Genomic DNA, 18497 nt, shown 5'->3' with positions numbered 1-18497 from the left:
CGGGCCTGGCCGTCGCGCAGCAGCTCACCCGCGCGGGGCACACCGTCGCGGTCTACGAGCGTGCCGACAACATCGGCGGGCTGCTCCGCTACGGGATCCCCGAGTTCCAGATGGAGAAGAAGTACCTCGACCGCAGGCTGGACCAGATGCGCCGCGAGGGCACGGTCTTCCGCGCCGGTGTCGACGTCGGCGCGGAGATCACCGGCGACCAGATCCGCGAGCGCTTCGACGCGGTCGTGCTCGCCATCGGCTCGACCGTGGCCCGCGACCTGCCGGTCGCCGGCCGCGAGCTCGACGGCATCCACCAGGCGATGGAGTTCCTGCCGCAGTCCAACCGCGCGTCGCTCGGTGAGGACGTCGAGGACCAGATCACCGCCGAGGGCAAGCACGTCGTGATCATCGGCGGGGGAGACACCGGCGCCGACTGCCTCGGCACGTCCCACCGGCAGGGGGCCGCGTCCGTGACGCAGCTCGAGATCATGCCGCAGCCGGGCACCGACCGGCCCGCCGGCCAGCCCTGGCCGACCTACCCGATGATCTTCCGAGTCTCCTCCGCCCACGAGGAAGGCGGCGAGCGCGTCTACTCGGTGTCCACCCAGCGGTTCCTTGGCGACGACGACGGCCACGTCCGTGCGCTGCGGCTGGTCGAGGTCGAGACGAGGGACGGCCGGTTCGCCGAGATCGAGGGCTCCGAGCGCGAGATCCCGGCCGACCTGGTCCTGCTGGCGATGGGGTTCACCGGTCCGGAGCGCGACGGCGTGGTCGAGCAGCTCGGCGTGGACCTCGACGAGCGCGGCAACATCGTCCGCGACGCGTCGTACATGTCGAGCGTGCCGGGGGTCTTCGTCGCCGGTGACGCCGGTCGCGGCCAGTCGCTGATCGTGTGGGCGATCGCCGAGGGACGCGCCGCCGCGGCGGCCGTCGACACGCACCTGCGGGGTGCCACCACGCTGCCCGCGCCGATCCCGCCGACCGAGCGTCCGCTGGTCGTCTGAGCTGCATTGGATCGTTCAAGCCCGTCGGCGCTAGGCTCGTCGGGTGCGTAGAGCAAAGATCGTCTGCACCCTGGGTCCGGCCACCTCCACCCCGGGGGCGATCCGTGCTCTGGTGGATGCCGGCATGGACGTCGCGCGGCTGAACATGAGCCACGGCAGCCATGCCGACCACGAGAAGGTCTACGCGATGGTCCGGGCGGCCTCCGACGAGAGCGGGCACGCGATCGGCGTCTTCGCCGACCTCCAGGGACCGAAGATCCGGCTCGGCAGGGTGGCCGCCGGGCCCGTGGAGCTCGCCGAGGGTGCGTCGTTCACCATCACCACCCGCGAGGTGCCGGGCGATGCCGAGGTGTGCTCGACGACGTACGACGGCCTCCCGGGTGACGTCTCCGCCGGCGATCAGATCCTCATCGACGACGGCAAGGTGCGCCTCGAGGTCACCTCGGTCGTCGACGGCACCGACGTGCACACGCGGGTCGTGGTGCCGGGTCCGGTGAGCGACAACAAGGGCATCAACCTGCCGGGGGTCGCGGTGTCGGTGCCGGCGCTGTCCGAGAAGGACAAGGAGGACCTGCGCTGGGCGTTGCACATGACCGTCGACTTCATCGCGCTGTCGTTCGTGCGCTCGGCCAAGGACGTCGAGGACGTCCGCCAGATCATGAGCGAGGAGGGCGTCTTCCTGCCTGTCATCGCGAAGATCGAGAAGCCCCAGGCGATCGACAACATCGAGGAGATCGTCGACGCGTTCGACGGCTTCATGGTGGCCCGCGGCGACCTCGGCGTGGAGTGCCCGCTCGAGGACGTGCCGTTCCTGCAGAAGCACGTCATCGACGTGGCCCGACGGCACGCGAAGCCGGTCATCGTCGCCACCCAGATGCTGGAGTCGATGATCTCGGCGCCCAGACCGACGCGAGCCGAGGCGTCCGACGTGGCCAACGCGGTGCTCGACGGCGCCGACGCTGTGATGCTCTCGGGTGAGACCAGCGTCGGCCAGTACCCGACCGAGACGGTCGAGGTGATGGCCCGGATCATCGAGTCGACCGAGGACCACGGTCTTGCCCGGATGACCGCCATCGACTGGCAGCCGCGCACGCGCGGTGGCGTGATCGCCAAGGCCGCCGCCGAGGTCGCCGAGCGCGTGGGCGCGAAGTACCTCGTCGCGTTCACCCAGAGCGGCGACTCCGCCCGCCGGCTGTCCCGCTACCGCGGCCCGATCCCGATGATCGCGTTCACCCCGATCGCGGCCGTGCGCTCCCAGCTGGCGTTGTCGTGGGGGATCGAGACCTTCAAGGCCCCCGAGGTCGAGCACACCGACGAGATGGTGCGCCAGGTCGACGAGCACCTGCTCATGGTCAACCGGGTGCAGGAAGGCGACATCGTCGTCATCATCGCCGGCAGCCCGCCCGGCATCCCCGGCTCCACCAACGCCTTGCGCATCCACCGGATGGGCGACGCGATCAACGAGGTGGCTCCGGCGTACCGCCGCGAGAGCTGACCGCTCAGCGCTTCGGCCCCACGATTGCGTCGAGCTCGGCGACCCCAGCCCTGGTAGACACCGAAACCGTCTTCCACGACGATCGCCGCCAGGGCACGCCGAGCAGATCGAGCGTCCGCGTGCACCACTCGATGATCTCCTCTGAGTGGTTCACGAACTGCCAGCGGGGATAGTCGTAGCGCTTGAGCTCCCCGGCCACCTCGCGCGACGCCCAGTTGTTCACCCGGCATCCGTCGGAATGCATCAATCCGCGCAGGAACTCGCCGGGATGCCGCTCAATGAGCTCCCACTGCCAGTCCTCCATGCCCAGGTTGCGCTCGTGCTTCCGGCCAGGGCCGTGCTGAGGGAAGAGGCACGGCCAGTGCTGCCAACCCATCGATGTCAGCACCGCACCTGGGCGATCTCGCCAATGTGGACGTCCGCCGGGTTTGACGCGCGTCATCAGGAGGAGCAGGCGATCGTTGAGCGCCGCGTAGCGACGGTCGTTGACCACGTGCAGGGTGTAGGTCCCCCGGACAGACTTCGTGATGTGACCATCGCCCAGGTACCAACCGAACAGCTCTACGAACGCCGCGCCATCGAGGACGGCGTCGTCGCAGCGGGGACAGGCCGCTGAGCCATGTGGCAGAGCACGGGGACGTCCGCGTCTCCCGTACTCCCGACGCCATCGCCGGACGGTCTTGGCCGCGATTCCGTGCGCCGCGGCGTTCTCTGCATCGGGCACGCCCGCGTCAGAGCTGCGCAGGACGCTGGCGACGACGGACGCCGGACGCACGTGAGTCATGAGCTCAGAGTGTCGGCACGCACCGACAGCGAGTGAGCACGTGAGCTGGTGCCGGGTGTGGGATTCGAACCCACAAGCCCTTTCGGGCAGTGGTGTTTGAGACCACCGCGTATGCCGTTCCGCCAACCCGGCAGGGTACGCAGCGCAACCGTACCCGAGGCCGACACGACGGACGATCGTGGGCGCATTCTTGTGACGCGGGCGGTGTTGCGCAAACTGTAGCGAGTCACTAGACTTTCGGGCGGGACGACAGAGGGAGCGCGCGATGGTGAGGGCACTGCTGGCCCGGCTGGCCGGGCAGGAACGGGCACTGGCGAACGCGCGAGCCGCGTCGACCGAGCTGTCCCGGCAGCGCGTCGAGCGCGAGGAGGTCGAGCTCTTCCTGTCCGCGCGCGCCGAGCGTGTGACCCGCACCGCTTGACGCTCACCTGCGTCGGCCAGGCCGTCGGAGGCCCGGCTAGCCTGTGCGCGTGAGCACCGAGCCGCAAGCCCCGTCCCGTCGCGTCGTGATCGCCGAGGACGAGGCGCTCATCCGGCTCGACCTCGCCGAGATGCTCGCCGAGGAGGGGTACGACGTCGTCGGTCAGGCCGGCGACGGGGAGAAGGCCGTCGCGCTGGCCGAGGAGCTCCGGCCCGACCTCGTCGTGCTCGACGTCAAGATGCCCAAGCTCGACGGCATCACCGCGGCGCAACGGATCGCCGAGCAACGCATCGCCCCGGTCGTCATCCTCACCGCGTTCAGCCAGCGCGAGCTCGTCGAGCGGGCCCGCGACGCCGGCGCGATGGCCTACCTCGTCAAGCCCTTCGCCCAGCACGACCTGGTGCCCGCCGTCGAGATGGCGGTGTCCCGCTTCGCCGAGCTCCAGCTCCTCGAGACCGAGGTGGCCGACCTCTCCGAGCGGCTGGAGACGCGCAAAGCCGTCGACCGCGCCAAGAGCGTCCTGCAGCAACGGCTCGAGCTCAGCGAACCCGACGCGTTCCGCTGGATCCAGAAGACCGCGATGGACCTCCGGTTGTCCATGCGTCAGGTCGCCGAGGGAGTCATCACGCATGGGCCCTCGGTGAGTGGTGTGGCTGGTGGGAACGACGACGCCGAGGCCGGGGCCGAGCAGGACTGAACGACCCCGATCGTCCCGTATTGCTGGGATTTCCGGGTGTCGGCAGCCACTTTCGTGACATTGAGGCCGGGGAGGTCACGAAATGGCAACGACAGTCCACCAATTTGTCACGACGTCCCCTGTTCAGAGCGGTTTTGGCGCTAGGTTCACTCTCGCAAGAGCGCCTTCCTCGACCCTGCGAGGAAGTGCGTCGACCGCTCCATCCTCACGGAGGCATGAATTGATTCGCCCAACACGCGCTTGGCGCGCTGCCGCCGTCCTGGCGACAGCATCGCTGGTCCTCACCGCTTGCGGTGGCGGCGGCGACGAGACCGACACCGCCGACGACCCTGCCGGCTCTGAGTCCACCAGCGAGTCCGCCGAGGCCGAGCCCACCGGCGACGGTGTGCTGCGCATCGGGTCGCTGCTTCCGCAGACCGGTGACCTCGCCTTCCTCGGCCCCCCGGAGTTCGCGGGCGTGGACCTGGCCATCCAGGAAATCAACGCCGCCGGCGGCGTGCTCGGAGCGGACGTCGAGGAGTTCGACGCCGACTCCGGTGACGGCACCCCTGACATCGCCGGTGCCGAGGTCGACGGCCTGTTCAACAAGAACGTCGACGCCATCATCGGCGCCGCGGCTTCCGGTGTCTCGGTCAGCGTCATCGACAAGATCACCGGCAACGGCACGGTCCACTTCTCCCCGGCCAACACCGCGGCCGGCTTCGACACCTACGACGACAACGGTCTCTACTTCCGCACCGCGCCCTCCGACCGGCTCCAGGGCCAGGTGCTGGGCAACCTCGCGGTCGAGGACGGCCACCAGAACGTCGCCGTCATGGCTCGCCAGGACTTCTACGGCGAGGGTCTGGCCGACCAGGTCGAGGCGACGCTCGAGGAGCGTGGCGCCACCGTCACCGACAAGGTGCTCTACGCGGCCGACGCGCAGAACTTCACCGCTGAGGTCAACCAGATCGCGGCCAACCAGCCCGACGCCCTCGTGCTGATCGCGTTCGAGGAGACCACCAAGATCATCCCGCAGCTGATCGCCAAGGGGATCGGTCCCCAGGACATCCAGCTGTACTTCGTGGACGGCAACCTGGCCGACTACTCCGACGAGAACTTCGACCTCGCCGGCGTCAAGGGCACCATCCCGGTGTCGGGCAACCCGGACCCGGAGTTCAACGACAAGCTGCTCGAGATCGACCCGAAGATCAAGGACTTCACCTACGGTCCCCAGTCGTACGACGCGACCATGATCATCGCCCTCGCCGCGATCGCGGCTGGCGACGACTCGGGTGAGGCCATCGGTGCGGAGATCATCAACGTCACCAAGGACGGCACTCAGTGCTCGACGTTCGAGGAGTGCGCACAGCTTCTCGAGGACGGCGAGGACATCGACTACGAAGGTGCCAGTGGTCCGACGGACATGAACGACACCGGTAGCCCGGCGTCCGGCACGATCGGCATCAACGAGTACAGCAAGGGCAACACCTACAAGGAGACCGACACCGTTTCCGGCGTCGTGAACTGACCCTAGGACCCACCCGGGCGCCAGCCCGGACAGCCCATAGCAAGGGGCCCGGCCGTCGGCCGGGCCCCTTCGCGTTGCCGTTTCGGACACGCACGGCAACGCGAAGGGCCCCGACCGTCAGAAGCGGTCGGGGCCCTGCGCGTGTGGCTGTGGGTCAGGCCTTGGCGAGCGTGCCGAGGTACAGCTCGATGACCTTCGGGTCCTTCGAGAGCTGGGCGCCGGTGCCGGTGTAGGCGTTGCGGCCCTGGTCGAGCACGTAGCCGCGGTCGCAGATCTGCAGGCACCGGCGGGCGTTCTGCTCGACCATGACGACCGACACGCCGGCCCGGTTGATCCGCCGGGTCTGCACGAAGACCTCGTCCTGCATCACCGGCGACAGGCCGGCCGAGGGCTCGTCGAGCAGCAGCACGGACGGCTCCATCATCAGGGCTCGTCCCATCGCCACCATCTGGCGTTCACCGCCGGACAGGGAACCGGCCCGCTGGGCGCGACGGTCGACGAGTGCGGGGAACAGCTCTCCGACGAACTCGAACCGCTTCCGGAATGACTTGGGCCGCTGATACACGCCCATCTCCAGGTTCTCCTGGATCGTCAAGGACGGGAACACGTTGTTGGTCTGCGGCACGAAGCCGATGCCCTTGGTGACCAGCACGTCGGCGCGTTGGTTGGTGACGTCGTCACCGTTCAGGGTGACGGTGCCCGAGCCGATCCTGACCAGACCGAACAGCGCCTTGAGCAGGGTCGACTTGCCCGCACCGTTCGGCCCGATGATGCCGACGAGCTCGCCGTCCTGGCAGTACAGGTCCGCGCCATTGAGGATGTTCACCCCAGGCAGGTAGCCGGCGATCAGGTCGTCCGCCCGCAGCACGGCGCCTTCGGCCGCCTTGAGGTGCTGCTCCCGACCGGGCACCTCGGTGCCCGGTGATGTCTCGGTCGCCAGGCCGCCGGTGGCGTCGGTCTCCTCAGCGGGCTCGCGAGGGGTCTCGGTCACGGCTGCTCCTCCTCTTCCTCGCGCATCTCGGCGATCTCGGCCTCGGCCGCGGCCAGGATCTCTTGCTCCTGCGCCTCCGAGAGATCGGTGTCGTGGTGGGCACCGAGGTAGGCGTCGATCACCCGCTGGTCGGCCATCACCGCGTCGGGCGGTCCCTCGGCGACGATCTGGCCCTGGGCCATCACGATGACCCAGTCGGAGATGTCCCGCACCATGTCCATGTCGTGCTCGACGAACAGCACAGTGCGGCCCTCGTCGCGAAGCGACTTCACGTGGCCGAGCAACGACTGCTTGAGCGCGGGGTTCACCCCCGCCATGGGCTCGTCGAGCATGACCAGCTCGGGGTCGGCCATCAACGCGCGGGCCATCTCCAGCAGCTTGCGTTGGCCGCCGGACAGGGAGCCCGCGAAGTCCTCGCGCTTCTTGATGAGCAGGAACCGCTCGAGGAGCGCGTCGGCCTTCTCGGTGTTGGCGTCCTCCTGCCCCCGCCACAGCGGCCGGAGCATCGCCTGGAGCAGCGACTCGCCGCGCTGTCCGGTGGCGCCGACCCGCATGTTCTCCAAGACGGTCAGCCGGGAGAGCACCTTGGTCAGCTGGAAGGTGCGGACCATGCCCATCCGGGCCACCTTGTACGCCGGCACCTTGCCGAGGCTGCGACCGTTGAACGACCACTCGCCCTGGTCAGGCCGGTCGAACCCGGTGAGCAGGTTGAAGAGGGTGGTCTTGCCGGCGCCGTTCGGACCGATCAGCGCGGTGATGACACCCCGCTGGATCTCCACGTGCTTGACGTCGACGGCCTTGAGCCCTCCGAACGTGCGCATGATGCCGGTGGCCTTGACGATCGGGTCCGGCTTGGCCGCACCAGGCTCGTGCTCGACCGACTTGAGCGCATCGGCCGCGCGGGCGCGTCCGGCCTGCGACTCCCGGCTCTCGCCGCGGTCGTTCCCCTGGTCGGGACCCTGGTCGGGCCCCTGATCAGACATGGTCTGCGTGGTGTCAGCGGGCATCGAGAGCCAGCTCCCTTCGGTCCCCGAAGATCCCTTGTGGTCGGAAGATCATCAACAGCATCAGCCCCAGGCCGAGGAAGATGAACCGCATCAGGCTGGCCTGGTTGGCGGTCATGATCGAGGCCGGGATCAGCGGGTCGGGTCCGGCGGTGGCCTGGCTGAAGAAGACGCCGAGGGCGGTGATCAGGAACCAGAAGATCACCGATCCGACCACCGGGCCGAGGACGCGGGCGGCGCCACCGATCAGCAGGACCGTGTAGGCGAAGAAGGTCACGTCCGTCGCGAAGAACGACGGGCCGACGGCGGCCGAGCGCAGGGCGGTCGCGAAGCCGGCGAAGGCGCCGAAGATGCCGCCGATGATCAGCGACTGCATCTTGTAGCCATACACGTTCTTCCCGAGGGACCGGACGGCGTTCTCGTCCTCTCGGATCGACTTCAGCACGCGGCCCCAGGGACTGCGCATGAGCAGCCAGACCACGAGGCAGCAGGCCGCCACGAGACCCCAGCCGACCGTCATCACCCAGAAGTCGTAGGCGCTCCAGCCGACCACGCCTGGGATCCGGACGCCGCTGCCGTACGGGTTCATCGCGCGGAAGCCGTCGATGAACCCGGTGACACCGTCCTGGCCGCCGAAGTACTCGGAGAAGGACGCCGCGCCGATGGTCTGCCTGATGATCTCCGCCGCCGCGATCGTCACGATCGCGAGGTAGTCGGCCCTCAGCCGGAGCGTGGGCACGCCGAGCAGCAGCGCGAGCAGCACCGTCAGCACCAGGCCGATGAGCACCCCGAGCCAGAGGCTCAGACCCCAGATCGTGGAGACGGAGGCCATCGCGTAGCCGGCGACCATCATGAAGCCGGCCTGGCCGAAGTTCAGCAGCCCGGTGTAGCCGAAGTGCACGTTGAGCCCGATCGCGGCGAGCGCGTAGATCACGGCGGTGGGGCCGAGTGCCTGTTGGAGCGAGAGGTTCAGGATTGTCTGCAGGTCCATGTCCGGTCCTTCCTCAGCCGACTCGCTGGGACTTGCCGAGCAGGCCCTCGGGCTTGATCAGCAAGACGATGATGAGCACGAGCAGGGCGCCGACGAACTTGAACTCGGCCGGCACGAACAGGGTCGACAGCTCGGTGAAGAGCCCGACCACGAAGGCGCCGACCATCGCGCCCCAGATCGAGCCGAGCCCGCCCAGCACGACCGCGGCGAAGATGAGCAGCAGGAGCTTGAAGCCGATCTGGTAGTCGAAGCCCTGGGTGAGGCCGAGCAGCGCCCCGCTGAGACCGGCCAGCGCGGCGCCGCCGATCCAGACCAGGTTGATCACCCGCTCGACGTTGATGCCGGTGGCGGAGGAGAGGGCCGGGTTGTCGGCGACCGCCCGGGTGGCCTTGCCCAGCCGGGTGCGCTGGATCAGCAGCGAAACGCCGACCAGCACGGCGACGCCGGTCACCGCGACGATCACCTCTTTCGGCGTGATCAGGAGCGGGCCGATCTCCCACGGCTGCACCGCGGAGTACTGGGAGTAGTTGCGACTCTGCGCGCCGGAGAAGTACTGGAAGATGCTGCGCAGGAAGATGGAGAGTCCGATGCTCACGATCATCATGGCGATCAGCCCGGTGCCGCGTCTGCGCAGCGGCGCCCACAGTGCGCGGTCGTTGACCCAGCCGAAGGCTCCGGACACGACGAACGCGACGAACACGGCGACCACCACCGTCAGGTTCACCCCGGCGATGCGGATCGCGCCGGGCAGCTGGTCGACCGCGAACGCGATGATCGCCCCGAACGTGACGAGCTCGCCGTGCGCGAAGTTCGTCAGACCCGTGGTCCCGAAGATCATCGAGAGGCCCAGGGCCGCCATCGCCAGCAGCACCGAGAAGACGATGCCGCCGACGGTCAGCTGGAGTGCCTGGGTGGCGAACCCGGTGCCGGCCTCGGCCCCGCCGACGGGGAACGTGACGGACTGGTCGGTGTCGAGGTTGATCGCAACCTGGCGTTGCAGGACGTCGGGGGAGGTGTCCTCGGGGAGACTGTCCTCGTCGATCTTCACGACGTAGGTCTTGCCCAGGTGGTCGACCACCGTGCCGGGCAGGTCGATGACGAAGGTGCCGTCGGCGCCCGACGTGGCCTCGCCGATCACCTCGCCCGCTTCGTCCTCGACCGTGACGTCCGCGCCCTCCACGGGGGCCTGAGGCGACTCCCGGCGGTCGCAGATCCTGCCGAGGACGGAGATGACGTCGTCATCAGTGCCTTGGGGCAGCGCGCACTCGGTGCCGCCCTCTGCCGCGTGCGGGGTGACGGCGGCTGAGGCCGCCCCGCTCACCGACACGAGGAGGGCGATCGCCAGCGCGAGCAGCGCAGCAATACGTTTCGGACGGGCGTGCATGGGACTCCTGTCGCGTTCGCTGGTCGATCGACGGGCGGGACTATAGCGACCATGCCGTCGGGCGCCCCTCCGCCCGGCACCGGAGTCGCCGCTGTCTCTCTCGCACCTCGCACCCTAGAACCATCGGGCGCGGTGCGGGAACCATTGGGGCAACAATGCTGTCTCGTGTCGGTCGCGTCGTGCACCGCCTGCCGGTACGACGTACCGCGGGCCGTCAGCGGAATGCGATGACCAGCGCGGTCAAAAGGGGCGCAACGACCAGACCCGGGAGCAGGTCGCCCACCGGCACCGGTTTGATCCGGAGCAGCCGCAGCGCGACGCCGACCAGCATCAGCCCACCGGTCGCGGTCAGCGCCGCCACGTGTGCCTCGGGCAGCACGTTGCCCAGCGCCGCACCCACGACCGTTAGCGATCCCTGCACCGCGACCAGGGCCAGCACGCTGGCGCCGACGCCCCAGCCGAGCGACGCCGCGAACGCGATCGAGGCGAACCCGTCGAGGGCGGCCTTGAGGTACAGCTGGTCGGCGCCGTTGCCGAGGCCGTCGTTCAGCGAGCCGAGCACGGTCAGGGGACCGACGCAGAAGACCAGCGAAGCGGTCACGAAGCCCTCGATGAACCGCTGCCGCTCGGGACCGTCGCTGCGGCCGCCCGCACGCGACTGCCGGTGCTGGAGCTTGCGCTGCAACCAGCCGCCGAAGCGCTCGAGACCGTCCTCGATGCCCACCACGGAGCCGATGACGCCGCCGATGATCAGGGCGCCGAGGACGATCAGCATAGGTGCGCTGGGCCCGACCGCGTCCACGAGCGCGGGGTCCTGGACGCTCACGGCGGCCGTGCCGGCGATCAGCAGGGTGGCCAGGCCCAGCCCGTCGGTGACGACGTCGCGGGTGCGCTGGTGGAGACGGTGGCCGACGAGCACCCCGATCGCGGTCCCCACCAGCACCGCGAGCACGTTCACGAGCGTGCCGACACCGGGGAACACGGCGCCTCCTTCCCGCGATCCCGCGAAAGTTGAAAGCCGGACTACCGCCGATGTCCGATGTAGGCGTAATCTCTCACCTCAGTCCGGTTCGCGCAGTCTCGGGGGCGACTCGCAGCCGGCTCGTCGTGGCCATGTCCCACGACTCACTCCGTTCGCCGGTCGGCCCGGCTGGAAGAGGTGCCCGTGTTCCGCAGTGCGGTGCTGGTTCGCGACGCAGCCCCCGACGACCTCGACGCGCTGCGTCTGGTGTTCGGCACGGCCGCGGGCCCGGTGCTCGACGAGACCCCCGGCGAAGGAGCCTGCGCGATCGCGTCGATCGCCGCGGATCCCGACCAGCGTCTGCTCGTGGCCGTCCATGACGGCCGCGTCGTCGGCGCCGTCCAGCTGATGCGGGCCCCGATCTCGCCGCTGCAGGCGACCAGCGCCGTCCATGTTGCCCACCTGCACGTCCTCGACGAGTCCCGTCGTCGCGGCGTCGGCACGGCCCTGATGGAGGCGACGGTGTCGTGGGCGGAGGACAAGGGCACCAGTCACGTCCTGGTCGCGGCCTCGGTGAGCTCGCGCGACGCCAACCGGTTCATGGCGCGGCTCGGGCTGACCCAGCTCGCGGTCGTGCGGGCCGCGTCGGTCGCCACGCTGCGTGCCAAGCTGCCGGTCGAGCCGCCCCCGGTCTGCCTCACCGACAACCGGCACCAGCGCACCGTGGGGCAGGTCCTCGCACGGCGCCGTTCGCTGCGACGGGCGCAGACCAAGTCGACCTGAGACCCGTCGGTGGCGGCTACTAGGGTGACCGTGTGCCTGACACCGCAGCCCGTCCCGACGAGCGTCCGCGCCTGCTCCTGCTCGACGGCCACTCGCTGGCCTACCGCGCGTTCTTCGCCCTGCCCGTCGAGAACTTCTCCACCACGACGGGGCAGCCGACCAACGCGGTCTACGGGTTCACCTCGATGCTCATCAACGTGCTGCGCGACGAGCAGCCGACCCACGTCGGGGTGGCCTTCGACAAGTCGCGGCAGACGTTCCGGCTCGAGCAGTACGCCGACTACAAGGCCAAGCGCAACAAGACGCCCGACGAGTTCAAGAGCCAGCTGCCCCTGATCAAGGAAGTGCTCGACGCGCTCCGCATCAGGCACCTCGACGTCGACGCCTACGAAGCCGACGACATCATCGCCACCCTGGCCACGCAGGCCACGGGGCAGGGCTTCGAGGTGCTGATCTGCTCTGGCGACCGCGACGCGTTCCAGCTCGTCGACGACCTCACCACGGTCATCTACCCCATGCGCGGGGTCTCGGAGATGAAGCGCATGACACCTGCGGCCGTCGAGGAGAGGTACGGCATCCCGCCGGCCCGCTACCCCGAGATGGCGGCCCTGGTGGGGGAGACGTCCGACAACCTGTCGGGCGTGCCCGGCGTCGGCGAGGGCTACGCCGCCAAGTGGCTCAACCAGTACGACGGCCTCGACAACGTGATCGCCCGGGCCGACGAGATCACCGGCAAGAAGGGGGAGGCGCTCCGGGCCCACCTCGGTGATGTGATCCGCAACCGACAGCTCAACGCGCTCGTGCGCGACGTACCGCTCGGGGCGAGCCCGGACGACCTGGCCAGGCAGCCCTGGGACCGGCAGGAGGTGCACACCCTCTTCGACGGGCTCGAGTTCCGGGTGCTGCGCGACCGGCTGTTCCAGGAGCTGACGTCCGAGGAGGTCGTCGAGGAGATCAGCTTCGACCTCGACCTCACCCGGCTGCAGCCCGGTGAGCTGGCCGGCTGGCTGGAGGCCCACTCCAAGCCCGGCGAGCTGGTCGGCCTGCAGGTGCAGGGCACCTGGCACAGCGGCAGCGGTGACGTCTTCGCCATCGCGCTCGCCGCCGGTGACGAGGCGGCCGCCTGGCTCGACGTGGAGCAGATCGGACCCGAGGACGACGCCGTGCTGGCCGCCTGGCTCGCCGACGACCGCTACCGCAAGGTGCTGCACGACTCCAAGGGCCCGATCCTCGCGATGGCCGCGCGCGGCTGGCGGCTGGCCGGGCTCGAGCGCGACACCGCGCTCTCGGCGTACCTCGCCCGTCCCGACCAGCGCTCCTACGACCTGGCCGACCTGACCCTGCGCTACCTCAAGCGCGAGCTCAAGCTCGCCCCCGACCCCGACAAGGACGCGGGGCAGCTCAGCTTCGACAGCGTCGGCGACGAGACCGCCGGCGACACCGCGATGCTGCAGGCCTGGACGGTTCTCGAGCTGGCCGCGGCGCTCGACGACGAGCTGGAGCAGGGCGGCGGCACCCGGCTTCTCGGCGAGATCGAGCTGCCCCTGATCGGTGTGCTCGCCGAGATGGAGCGCATCGGCGTCGCCGTCGACATCGACAAGCTGCAGAGCCTGGAGGCGCACTTCGCCGGCGAGGTGAAGCTCGCGGCCGACGGGGCGTACGCCGCGATCGGCAAGGAGATCAACCTCGGCTCGCCCAAGCAGCTGCAGGTGGTGCTCTTCGACGAGATGAAGCTGCCCAAGACCAAGCGCACCAAGACCGGCTACACCACCGATGCCGATGCGCTCGTGGCGCTGCAGGCGAAGGTGCCCGACAACCTGTTCCTCGGGCACCTGCTGCGGCACCGTGACGTCTCCCGCCTGCGGCAGACGGTGGAGGGGCTGCTCAAGACCGTCGCGTCCGACGGGCGCATCCACACCACGTTCAACCAGCTGATCGCGGCGACCGGGCGGTTGTCATCGACCGACCCGAACCTGCAGAACATCCCGATCCGCACCGAGGAAGGCCGCCTCATCCGTGAGGCGTTCGTCGTCGGCCGCGGCTTCAGCACCCTGATGACCGCCGACTACAGCCAGATCGAGATGCGGATCATGGCGCACCTGTCGGAGGACGCACTGCTGATCGAGGCGTTCCGGTCCGGCCGCGACTTCCACGCCGCCACCGCCGCGCGGGTGTTCGACGTCGAGCCCACCGAGGTGACGACCGAGATGCGGGCCAAGATCAAGGCGATGAACTACGGCCTCGCCTACGGCCTGTCCGCCTACGGGCTCTCGCAGCAGCTCGGCATCGACACCGGCGAGGCACGCGGGATGATGGACGAGTACTTCGAGACGTTCGGCGGCATCCGCGACTATCTCGGCGGCATCGTCGACGAGGCCCGTCGCACCGGCTACACCGAGACCATCTACGGCCGCCGTCGCTACCTGCCCGACCTGACCAGTGACAACCGGCAGCGCCGGGAGATGGCCGAGCGGATGGCGTTGAACGCCCCGATCCAGGGTTCCGCGGCCGACATCATCAAGGTGGCGATGTTGCGCGTCGACGAGGCGATCCGCGAGGCGGGGCTGGCCTCACGGATGCTGCTCCAGGTGCACGACGAGCTCGTGTTCGAGGTCGCGGCCGGCGAGGAGGAGCGGCTCGAGGAGCTCGTTCGTGCCGAGATGGCCGGTGCCGCCGAACTCACCGTCCCGCTCGACGTCTCGGTCGGCACCGGTGGCTCCTGGCACGAGGCCGCGCACTAGGCGGAGGTGGGGCTTCCTCGGCGCGACGCCACCGCGAGGAGGGCGCCGAGCAGCACCGTGTCGATGACCAGCACCAGCCGCAGCAGGGACGGCACGGAGTCGGCGAACGGCGAGGCCACCGCGACCAGCGCGAGTGCCGCCCACACGACGTACACGATCCGCTGCCGCTGCCGGGCCACGATGTTGTAGATCATCAGCTGGAGCATCGCGAGCACGGTGCCGAGCAGCGCGAACACCCAGAGCAGGTCGGCCAGCTCGGCGTACTCCGGTCCGCCGACGAAGACCACGGCGAGATCGGGAAGCAGTGCCACCCCGAGCACCACGACCAGTCCGATCGCGGCGACCAGGCCGAGGGCGATCAGGTTTATCCGGCGGGCGGAGTCGGACCGGGACATCGACGGGAAGACCACGACCACCACGAACTGGGGCAGGAACAGCACCGCCTTGGTGAGGATCAGACCGCCGGCGTAGAGGCCGGCCTGGTGCTCGTCGAGCACGATGCGCGCCGCGACCACGTCGACGTTGGTGAGGGCGAAGAACGCCAGCAGCGCGTGCGAGTTGTGCATGGTCTCGCGGAGCACGCCTTCCCGTGGCTCGGCGGGGGCCGCGGGCTGGTTCCTTCGCGAGGGGTGCCGCAGCGCCCACCAGCCGACCACGGCCGGGACGAACGCTCCGGCGGCCACGCCGACCATGGCGCCGAACGTGTCGGTGCGGACCGTGAGGATGACGGCACCGAAGGCCAGCCGGCCGAGACCGGCGCCGAGGTAGATGCCGGCGAGCGGTCCCCAGCGCTGCTCGCCCTGGAGCACGCCCGCCTGCCCGCCCATCACCGTGAGCGGGACGACCGTCACCGCGATGAGAGCGGCAAGCGCCCAGGAGTCGAGGTCCAGCGCGGCGGACACCAGCGGTGCGGCGAGCAGCGCGAGCAGCCCGAGGCCCAGTGCGCACCGGTACGTCGTGCGGATGACCTCGCGCTCGATGACCTCCCGGCGTTCGGGCGCGGCCGCGACCCTCCGAGCGCCGGTCGCTTGCAGCCCGAGCGAGAGCACGTTGAGGACGATGAGCAGACCCATGACGGCGGCCAGGGCGCCGTACTCGACGGGGCCGAGGACCCGGGCCGCGAGGATGGTGAAGCCGTAGGTTGTGACGTTCATGACACCCATCGCCACCGCGATGACCAGGCTGCCGGTGAGCAGCTGGTTCCGGGTGCGGGTGTTGGTCACGCGCAGAACCCTAGGCGAGAGTGCGGGTTCCCTCTGACGCACCCGCCGACGGCGCCGTATCGGGTCCCGCTGGGACCAACGGGACATCCGGACAGCGATTTGTCCAAGATTTTGTGTTACCGCTCAGTAGGGATATCCTCACTGCGCCGTGCGCTAAGGGAGGGCACTGCAGCCGAGGCCGGTCGACGACCGCCCGGCGTCTTTTTGTGGAGGGAGCGCCCCAGCATGCGCAAGACATTGCTGGTCGGCGGGATTCTCATCGTGGCGGCGGTCCTCGTCGTCGTGCTGAGTGACCTGTTCGACCTCAGACTCGAATCGGTGGCCCTGTTGGGACTCGCCGTCGGCGCGGTGGTCGCGCTGGTCCCGGACCAGAGCCCCGCGATGCGGTTGGCCGGCTTCGCCGCCGGTCTCGTCGCCGCCTGGGTCGGTTACCTCGTCCGGGCGGGCTTCCTGCCCGACAGCGTTGCCGGCCGTGCGGTCAGCATCGTTCTGGTCCTCGCGGTCTGCGTGGTGGTGGCGGCCGTCACTGCCGGCCGGATCCCGCTGTGGGCCACGCTGCTGGGTGCCGCCGCACTGGTAGGTGCCTACGAGTACAACTACTCCGCCGCTCCGCCGGAGGTCACCTCCACCTCCGTGAGCGCCGTGACCGCCCTGCTCATGACGGCAGCCGTCGGCTTCCTCGCCGTAGCGCTGGCCAGCCCTCGTCCCGAAGCCGCCGAGCGGCCGCACCGTGCCAAGAGCAAGGCCGAGGTCGAGGAGAACGACAGCTTCGACGAGATGATGGAGAGGGCCAAGTGAGCAAGCGCTTCAACGTGCCGCTGCGGATCGCCGCGGTTGCCGGTGCGGTCACCCTGACCGCGATGACGATGGCCCCCGCGGCCCTGGCCGCCGACGGCAGCGGCAGCAACGGCGACGTCAAGGTCGTCAACACCGAGACCGTGCAGGTCTACACCGACGCCACCGGCGCGGTGAAGACGCGGCGCGTCTACGAGCAGGTCGCGATGACCGGTGACGGAACCGTCGACCTCTCCAACCCGATCGAGACCGACGGCCTGCGCAACCTGGACGGCTTCGGCGGCTTCGACGTCGAGGACGGCAACCAGGTCACCACCGTTCAGGTCGACGGCGAGCAGCGCCTGCGCACCGTCAGCGACTACGACGGTGACCTGCCCCTCGAGGTCGAGGTGCAGTACTTCCTCGACGGCGAGCGCGTCGAGCCCGGCGACGTCGTCGGCTCCGACGGCCAGCTCGAGGTGAAGTACACCGTCCGCAACGTGACCGCCACCCAGCAGGAGGTCACCTTCAGCGACGGCACGGGTGGCGAGATCACCAAGACCGTCGACGTGCCGATCCCCATGGTCGGGTCCCTGACCACGACCACGCCGTCGAACTTCACCGACGTGCAGTCCGACCAGGCGAACATCGCCGGCGACGGCAAGGGCGGCACCAAGCTGTCCTTCACGATGACGCTGTTCCCGCCGATCGGTTCCGACACGGCGGAGTTCGGCTACACCGCGAACATCAGCGACGGCGTCGTCCCGCGTGCCGACATCTCCGCGCTCCCCGTGAACCCGATGGAGAGCCCGACGTTCAAGACGGCGGCGAACAGCTACCAGGGCGGCTCCGAGACCGGCGCGACGCTCGCCGACGGTGCCACCCAGATCGACAGCAACCTGCTGAAGCTGCGCGACGGTGCGGGCGACCTGCTCGCCGGCCTGATCCAGCTCCGCGACGGCTCCAGCGAGCTCGAAGCCGGTCTGTCCGGCGAGGCCGCTCCCGGTTCCCGTGAGCTCGCCGACGGTGCGGGCCAGCTCGACGACGGCGCCCGCCGCCTCGACGACGGCGCCGGCCGGCTCTCCGACGGTGCGTCGGAGCTGAACAGCGGTCTCGGCCTGATCAACTCGGGTGCCCGTCGCCTGGCCGACGGCACCGGGGAGGCATTCACCGGCAGTCGTGACCTCGCCGCCGGAGCGAAGCGACTCCATGGTGGCCTCAAGGAGCTTGACGGGGGTGTAGGGGACCTCGGCGACGGCGCAGGCCGGCTCGCCGCCGGGCAGAAGGCCCTCGCGGGGGGCCTGAAGACCCTGTACGACGGTGTCGACGCCCTTCCGGCGAGCGTCCAGCAACAGCTCAAGAGCAACGCCGACTACCAGCGACTGATTGCTGGGCTTGAAGAGATGAAGTCCGGCGTGGGGGACAAGAGCACGGCCGGAACTCTGGTATGGGGTGTCGACCAGGTTCGGAACGGCCTTTCGAATGAGGCTGTGCCAGCGCTGAACAGCATGAAGACGGGCATCTTTTACCAGCCAACTGGACCAGGCGATAGTACGCCGGCAGGCTCATACCAGAAGTTGGGCTGCGCCATCACGTTGCTGACGCACGTTCGGGACGGGATCCCTGCTGGGACAGACCTCTGCTACTTCGATGCCGACACAAACCCGACGGCCGCGCGTCCGCCACAACCTGGCGTCACAGGCCCGTCGCAGATCGCTGTCCTTACCAGTGTCATCAGGGGTC

Annotated in this window: 15 protein-coding genes, 1 tRNA gene and 1 pseudogene; 9 read left to right on the top strand and 8 right to left on the bottom strand. The window is 69.3% G+C overall.

Annotation, left to right across the window (positions count from 1 at the left end; all coding sequences use genetic code 11):
* Together VFH10_RS08140 and pyk are read left to right on the top strand one after the other, a co-directional pair.
* Nucleotides 1-995: glutamate synthase subunit beta (locus VFH10_RS08140; protein ID WP_325127615.1), on the top strand; the 995-nt coding region annotated here is incomplete at its 5' end.
* A 43-nt stretch (nt 996-1038) separates the two neighbouring features.
* The gene (gene pyk / locus VFH10_RS08135; protein ID WP_325127614.1) at nt 1039-2490 is read left to right on the top strand and encodes a pyruvate kinase; all 1452 of its coding nucleotides are present in this window, start codon (nt 1039-1041) and stop codon (nt 2488-2490) included.
* Between the two features lie 4 nt (nt 2491-2494).
* Here the strand turns inward: pyk and VFH10_RS08130 are convergent, their stop codons facing one another.
* Nucleotides 2495-3274, bottom strand: a complete 780-nt coding sequence (locus VFH10_RS08130) for a transcriptional regulator (RefSeq protein ID WP_325127613.1) — start codon at nt 3272-3274, stop codon at nt 2495-2497.
* A gap of 46 nt (nt 3275-3320) precedes the next feature.
* Nucleotides 3321-3406, bottom strand: a tRNA-Leu gene (locus VFH10_RS08125).
* A gap of 133 nt (nt 3407-3539) precedes the next feature.
* Here VFH10_RS08125 and VFH10_RS08120 point away from each other — a divergent pair.
* The 3 genes from VFH10_RS08120 to VFH10_RS08110 all read left to right on the top strand — a co-directional run bounded on the left by VFH10_RS08120 (nt 3540) and on the right by VFH10_RS08110 (nt 5902).
* Nucleotides 3540-3695 carry a hypothetical protein gene (locus VFH10_RS08120; protein ID WP_325127612.1) on the top strand — a complete coding sequence of 52 codons (156 nt, stop codon included), beginning with the start codon at nt 3540-3542 and terminating at the stop codon, nt 3693-3695.
* 49 nt (nt 3696-3744) lie between these two features.
* The gene (locus VFH10_RS08115) at nt 3745-4392 is read left to right on the top strand and encodes an ANTAR domain-containing response regulator (protein ID WP_325127611.1); all 648 of its coding nucleotides are present in this window, start codon (nt 3745-3747) and stop codon (nt 4390-4392) included.
* 220 nt (nt 4393-4612) lie between these two features.
* Nucleotides 4613-5902 carry an ABC transporter substrate-binding protein gene (locus VFH10_RS08110; protein ID WP_325127610.1) on the top strand — a complete coding sequence of 430 codons (1290 nt, stop codon included), beginning with the start codon at nt 4613-4615 and terminating at the stop codon, nt 5900-5902.
* A gap of 154 nt (nt 5903-6056) precedes the next feature.
* Here the strand turns inward: VFH10_RS08110 and VFH10_RS08105 are convergent, their stop codons facing one another.
* The 5 genes from VFH10_RS08105 to VFH10_RS08085 form a co-directional block, all read right to left on the bottom strand.
* Nucleotides 6057-6893, bottom strand: a complete 837-nt coding sequence (locus VFH10_RS08105; protein WP_325127609.1) for an ABC transporter ATP-binding protein — start codon at nt 6891-6893, stop codon at nt 6057-6059.
* Nucleotides 6890-7876: an ABC transporter ATP-binding protein gene (locus VFH10_RS08100; protein WP_325127608.1), complete on the bottom strand. Its 987-nt coding sequence runs from the start codon at nt 7874-7876 to the stop codon at nt 6890-6892. Before VFH10_RS08100 ends, VFH10_RS08105 begins: the two co-directional genes overlap by 4 nt.
* Nucleotides 7877-7889: 13 nt before the next feature.
* On the bottom strand, nt 7890-8888 hold the full coding sequence (locus VFH10_RS08095) for a branched-chain amino acid ABC transporter permease (protein WP_325127607.1): 999 nt from the start codon (nt 8886-8888) through the stop codon (nt 7890-7892).
* A gap of 13 nt (nt 8889-8901) precedes the next feature.
* A complete protein-coding gene (locus VFH10_RS08090) occupies nt 8902-10272 on the bottom strand; it encodes a branched-chain amino acid ABC transporter permease (RefSeq protein ID WP_325127606.1) in 1371 nt (456 codons plus the stop codon).
* Nucleotides 10273-10486: 214 nt separating this feature from the next.
* Entirely contained in the window at nt 10487-11254 is a 768-nt protein-coding gene (locus tag VFH10_RS08085) for a DUF554 domain-containing protein (protein WP_325127605.1), read from the bottom strand.
* 183 nt (nt 11255-11437) lie between these two features.
* On the opposite strand from VFH10_RS08085, the gene VFH10_RS08080 reads away from it, so the two are divergent.
* Together VFH10_RS08080 and polA are read left to right on the top strand one after the other, a co-directional pair.
* The gene (locus VFH10_RS08080; RefSeq protein ID WP_325127604.1) at nt 11438-12016 is read left to right on the top strand and encodes a GNAT family N-acetyltransferase; all 579 of its coding nucleotides are present in this window, start codon (nt 11438-11440) and stop codon (nt 12014-12016) included.
* A 32-nt stretch (nt 12017-12048) separates the two neighbouring features.
* Nucleotides 12049-14757 (top strand): DNA polymerase I, encoded by a 2709-nt coding sequence (gene polA / locus VFH10_RS08075; protein WP_325127603.1) that lies wholly within the window; start codon nt 12049-12051, stop codon nt 14755-14757.
* On the opposite strand, the gene VFH10_RS08070 is transcribed toward polA, so the two are convergent.
* Nucleotides 14754-15980 (bottom strand): lipopolysaccharide biosynthesis protein, encoded by a 1227-nt coding sequence (locus VFH10_RS08070; RefSeq protein WP_325127602.1) that lies wholly within the window; start codon nt 15978-15980, stop codon nt 14754-14756. The genes polA and VFH10_RS08070 overlap by 4 nt on opposite strands.
* 225 nt (nt 15981-16205) lie before the next feature.
* Between VFH10_RS08070 and VFH10_RS08065 the strand changes: the two genes are divergently transcribed.
* Both VFH10_RS08065 and VFH10_RS08060 read left to right on the top strand, forming a co-directional pair.
* Nucleotides 16206-16778, top strand: coding sequence for a hypothetical protein (locus VFH10_RS08065; protein WP_325127601.1), 573 nt, complete (start codon nt 16206-16208; stop codon nt 16776-16778).
* A pseudogene (locus VFH10_RS08060) lies at nt 16775-18497 on the top strand (hypothetical protein); the annotation flags it as partial. The gene VFH10_RS08065 and the pseudogene VFH10_RS08060, both read left to right, overlap by 4 nt.

The sequence above is a fragment of the Nocardioides sp. genome (assembly GCF_035697785.1).
Lineage (GTDB): Bacteria > Actinomycetota > Actinomycetes > Propionibacteriales > Nocardioidaceae > Nocardioides_B.
The sequence above is the reverse complement of the archived record's forward strand: the minus strand, read 5'-3'. Positions and strand labels throughout refer to the sequence as shown.

Coding starts and splice junctions, on each gene's coding strand:
- VFH10_RS08065 (WP_325127601.1), top strand. CDS start 16,206: ATGCGCAAGACATTGCTGGTCGGCGGGATTCTCATCGTGGCGGCGGTC.
- VFH10_RS08120 (WP_325127612.1), top strand. CDS start 3,540: ATGGTGAGGGCACTGCTGGCCCGGCTGGCCGGGCAGGAACGGGCACTG.
- VFH10_RS08090 (WP_325127606.1), bottom strand. CDS start 10,272: ATGCACGCCCGTCCGAAACGTATTGCTGCGCTGCTCGCGCTGGCGATC.
- VFH10_RS08130 (WP_325127613.1), bottom strand. CDS start 3,274: ATGACTCACGTGCGTCCGGCGTCCGTCGTCGCCAGCGTCCTGCGCAGC.
- VFH10_RS08095 (WP_325127607.1), bottom strand. CDS start 8,888: ATGGACCTGCAGACAATCCTGAACCTCTCGCTCCAACAGGCACTCGGC.
- VFH10_RS08100 (WP_325127608.1), bottom strand. CDS start 7,876: ATGTCTGATCAGGGGCCCGACCAGGGTCCCGACCAGGGGAACGACCGC.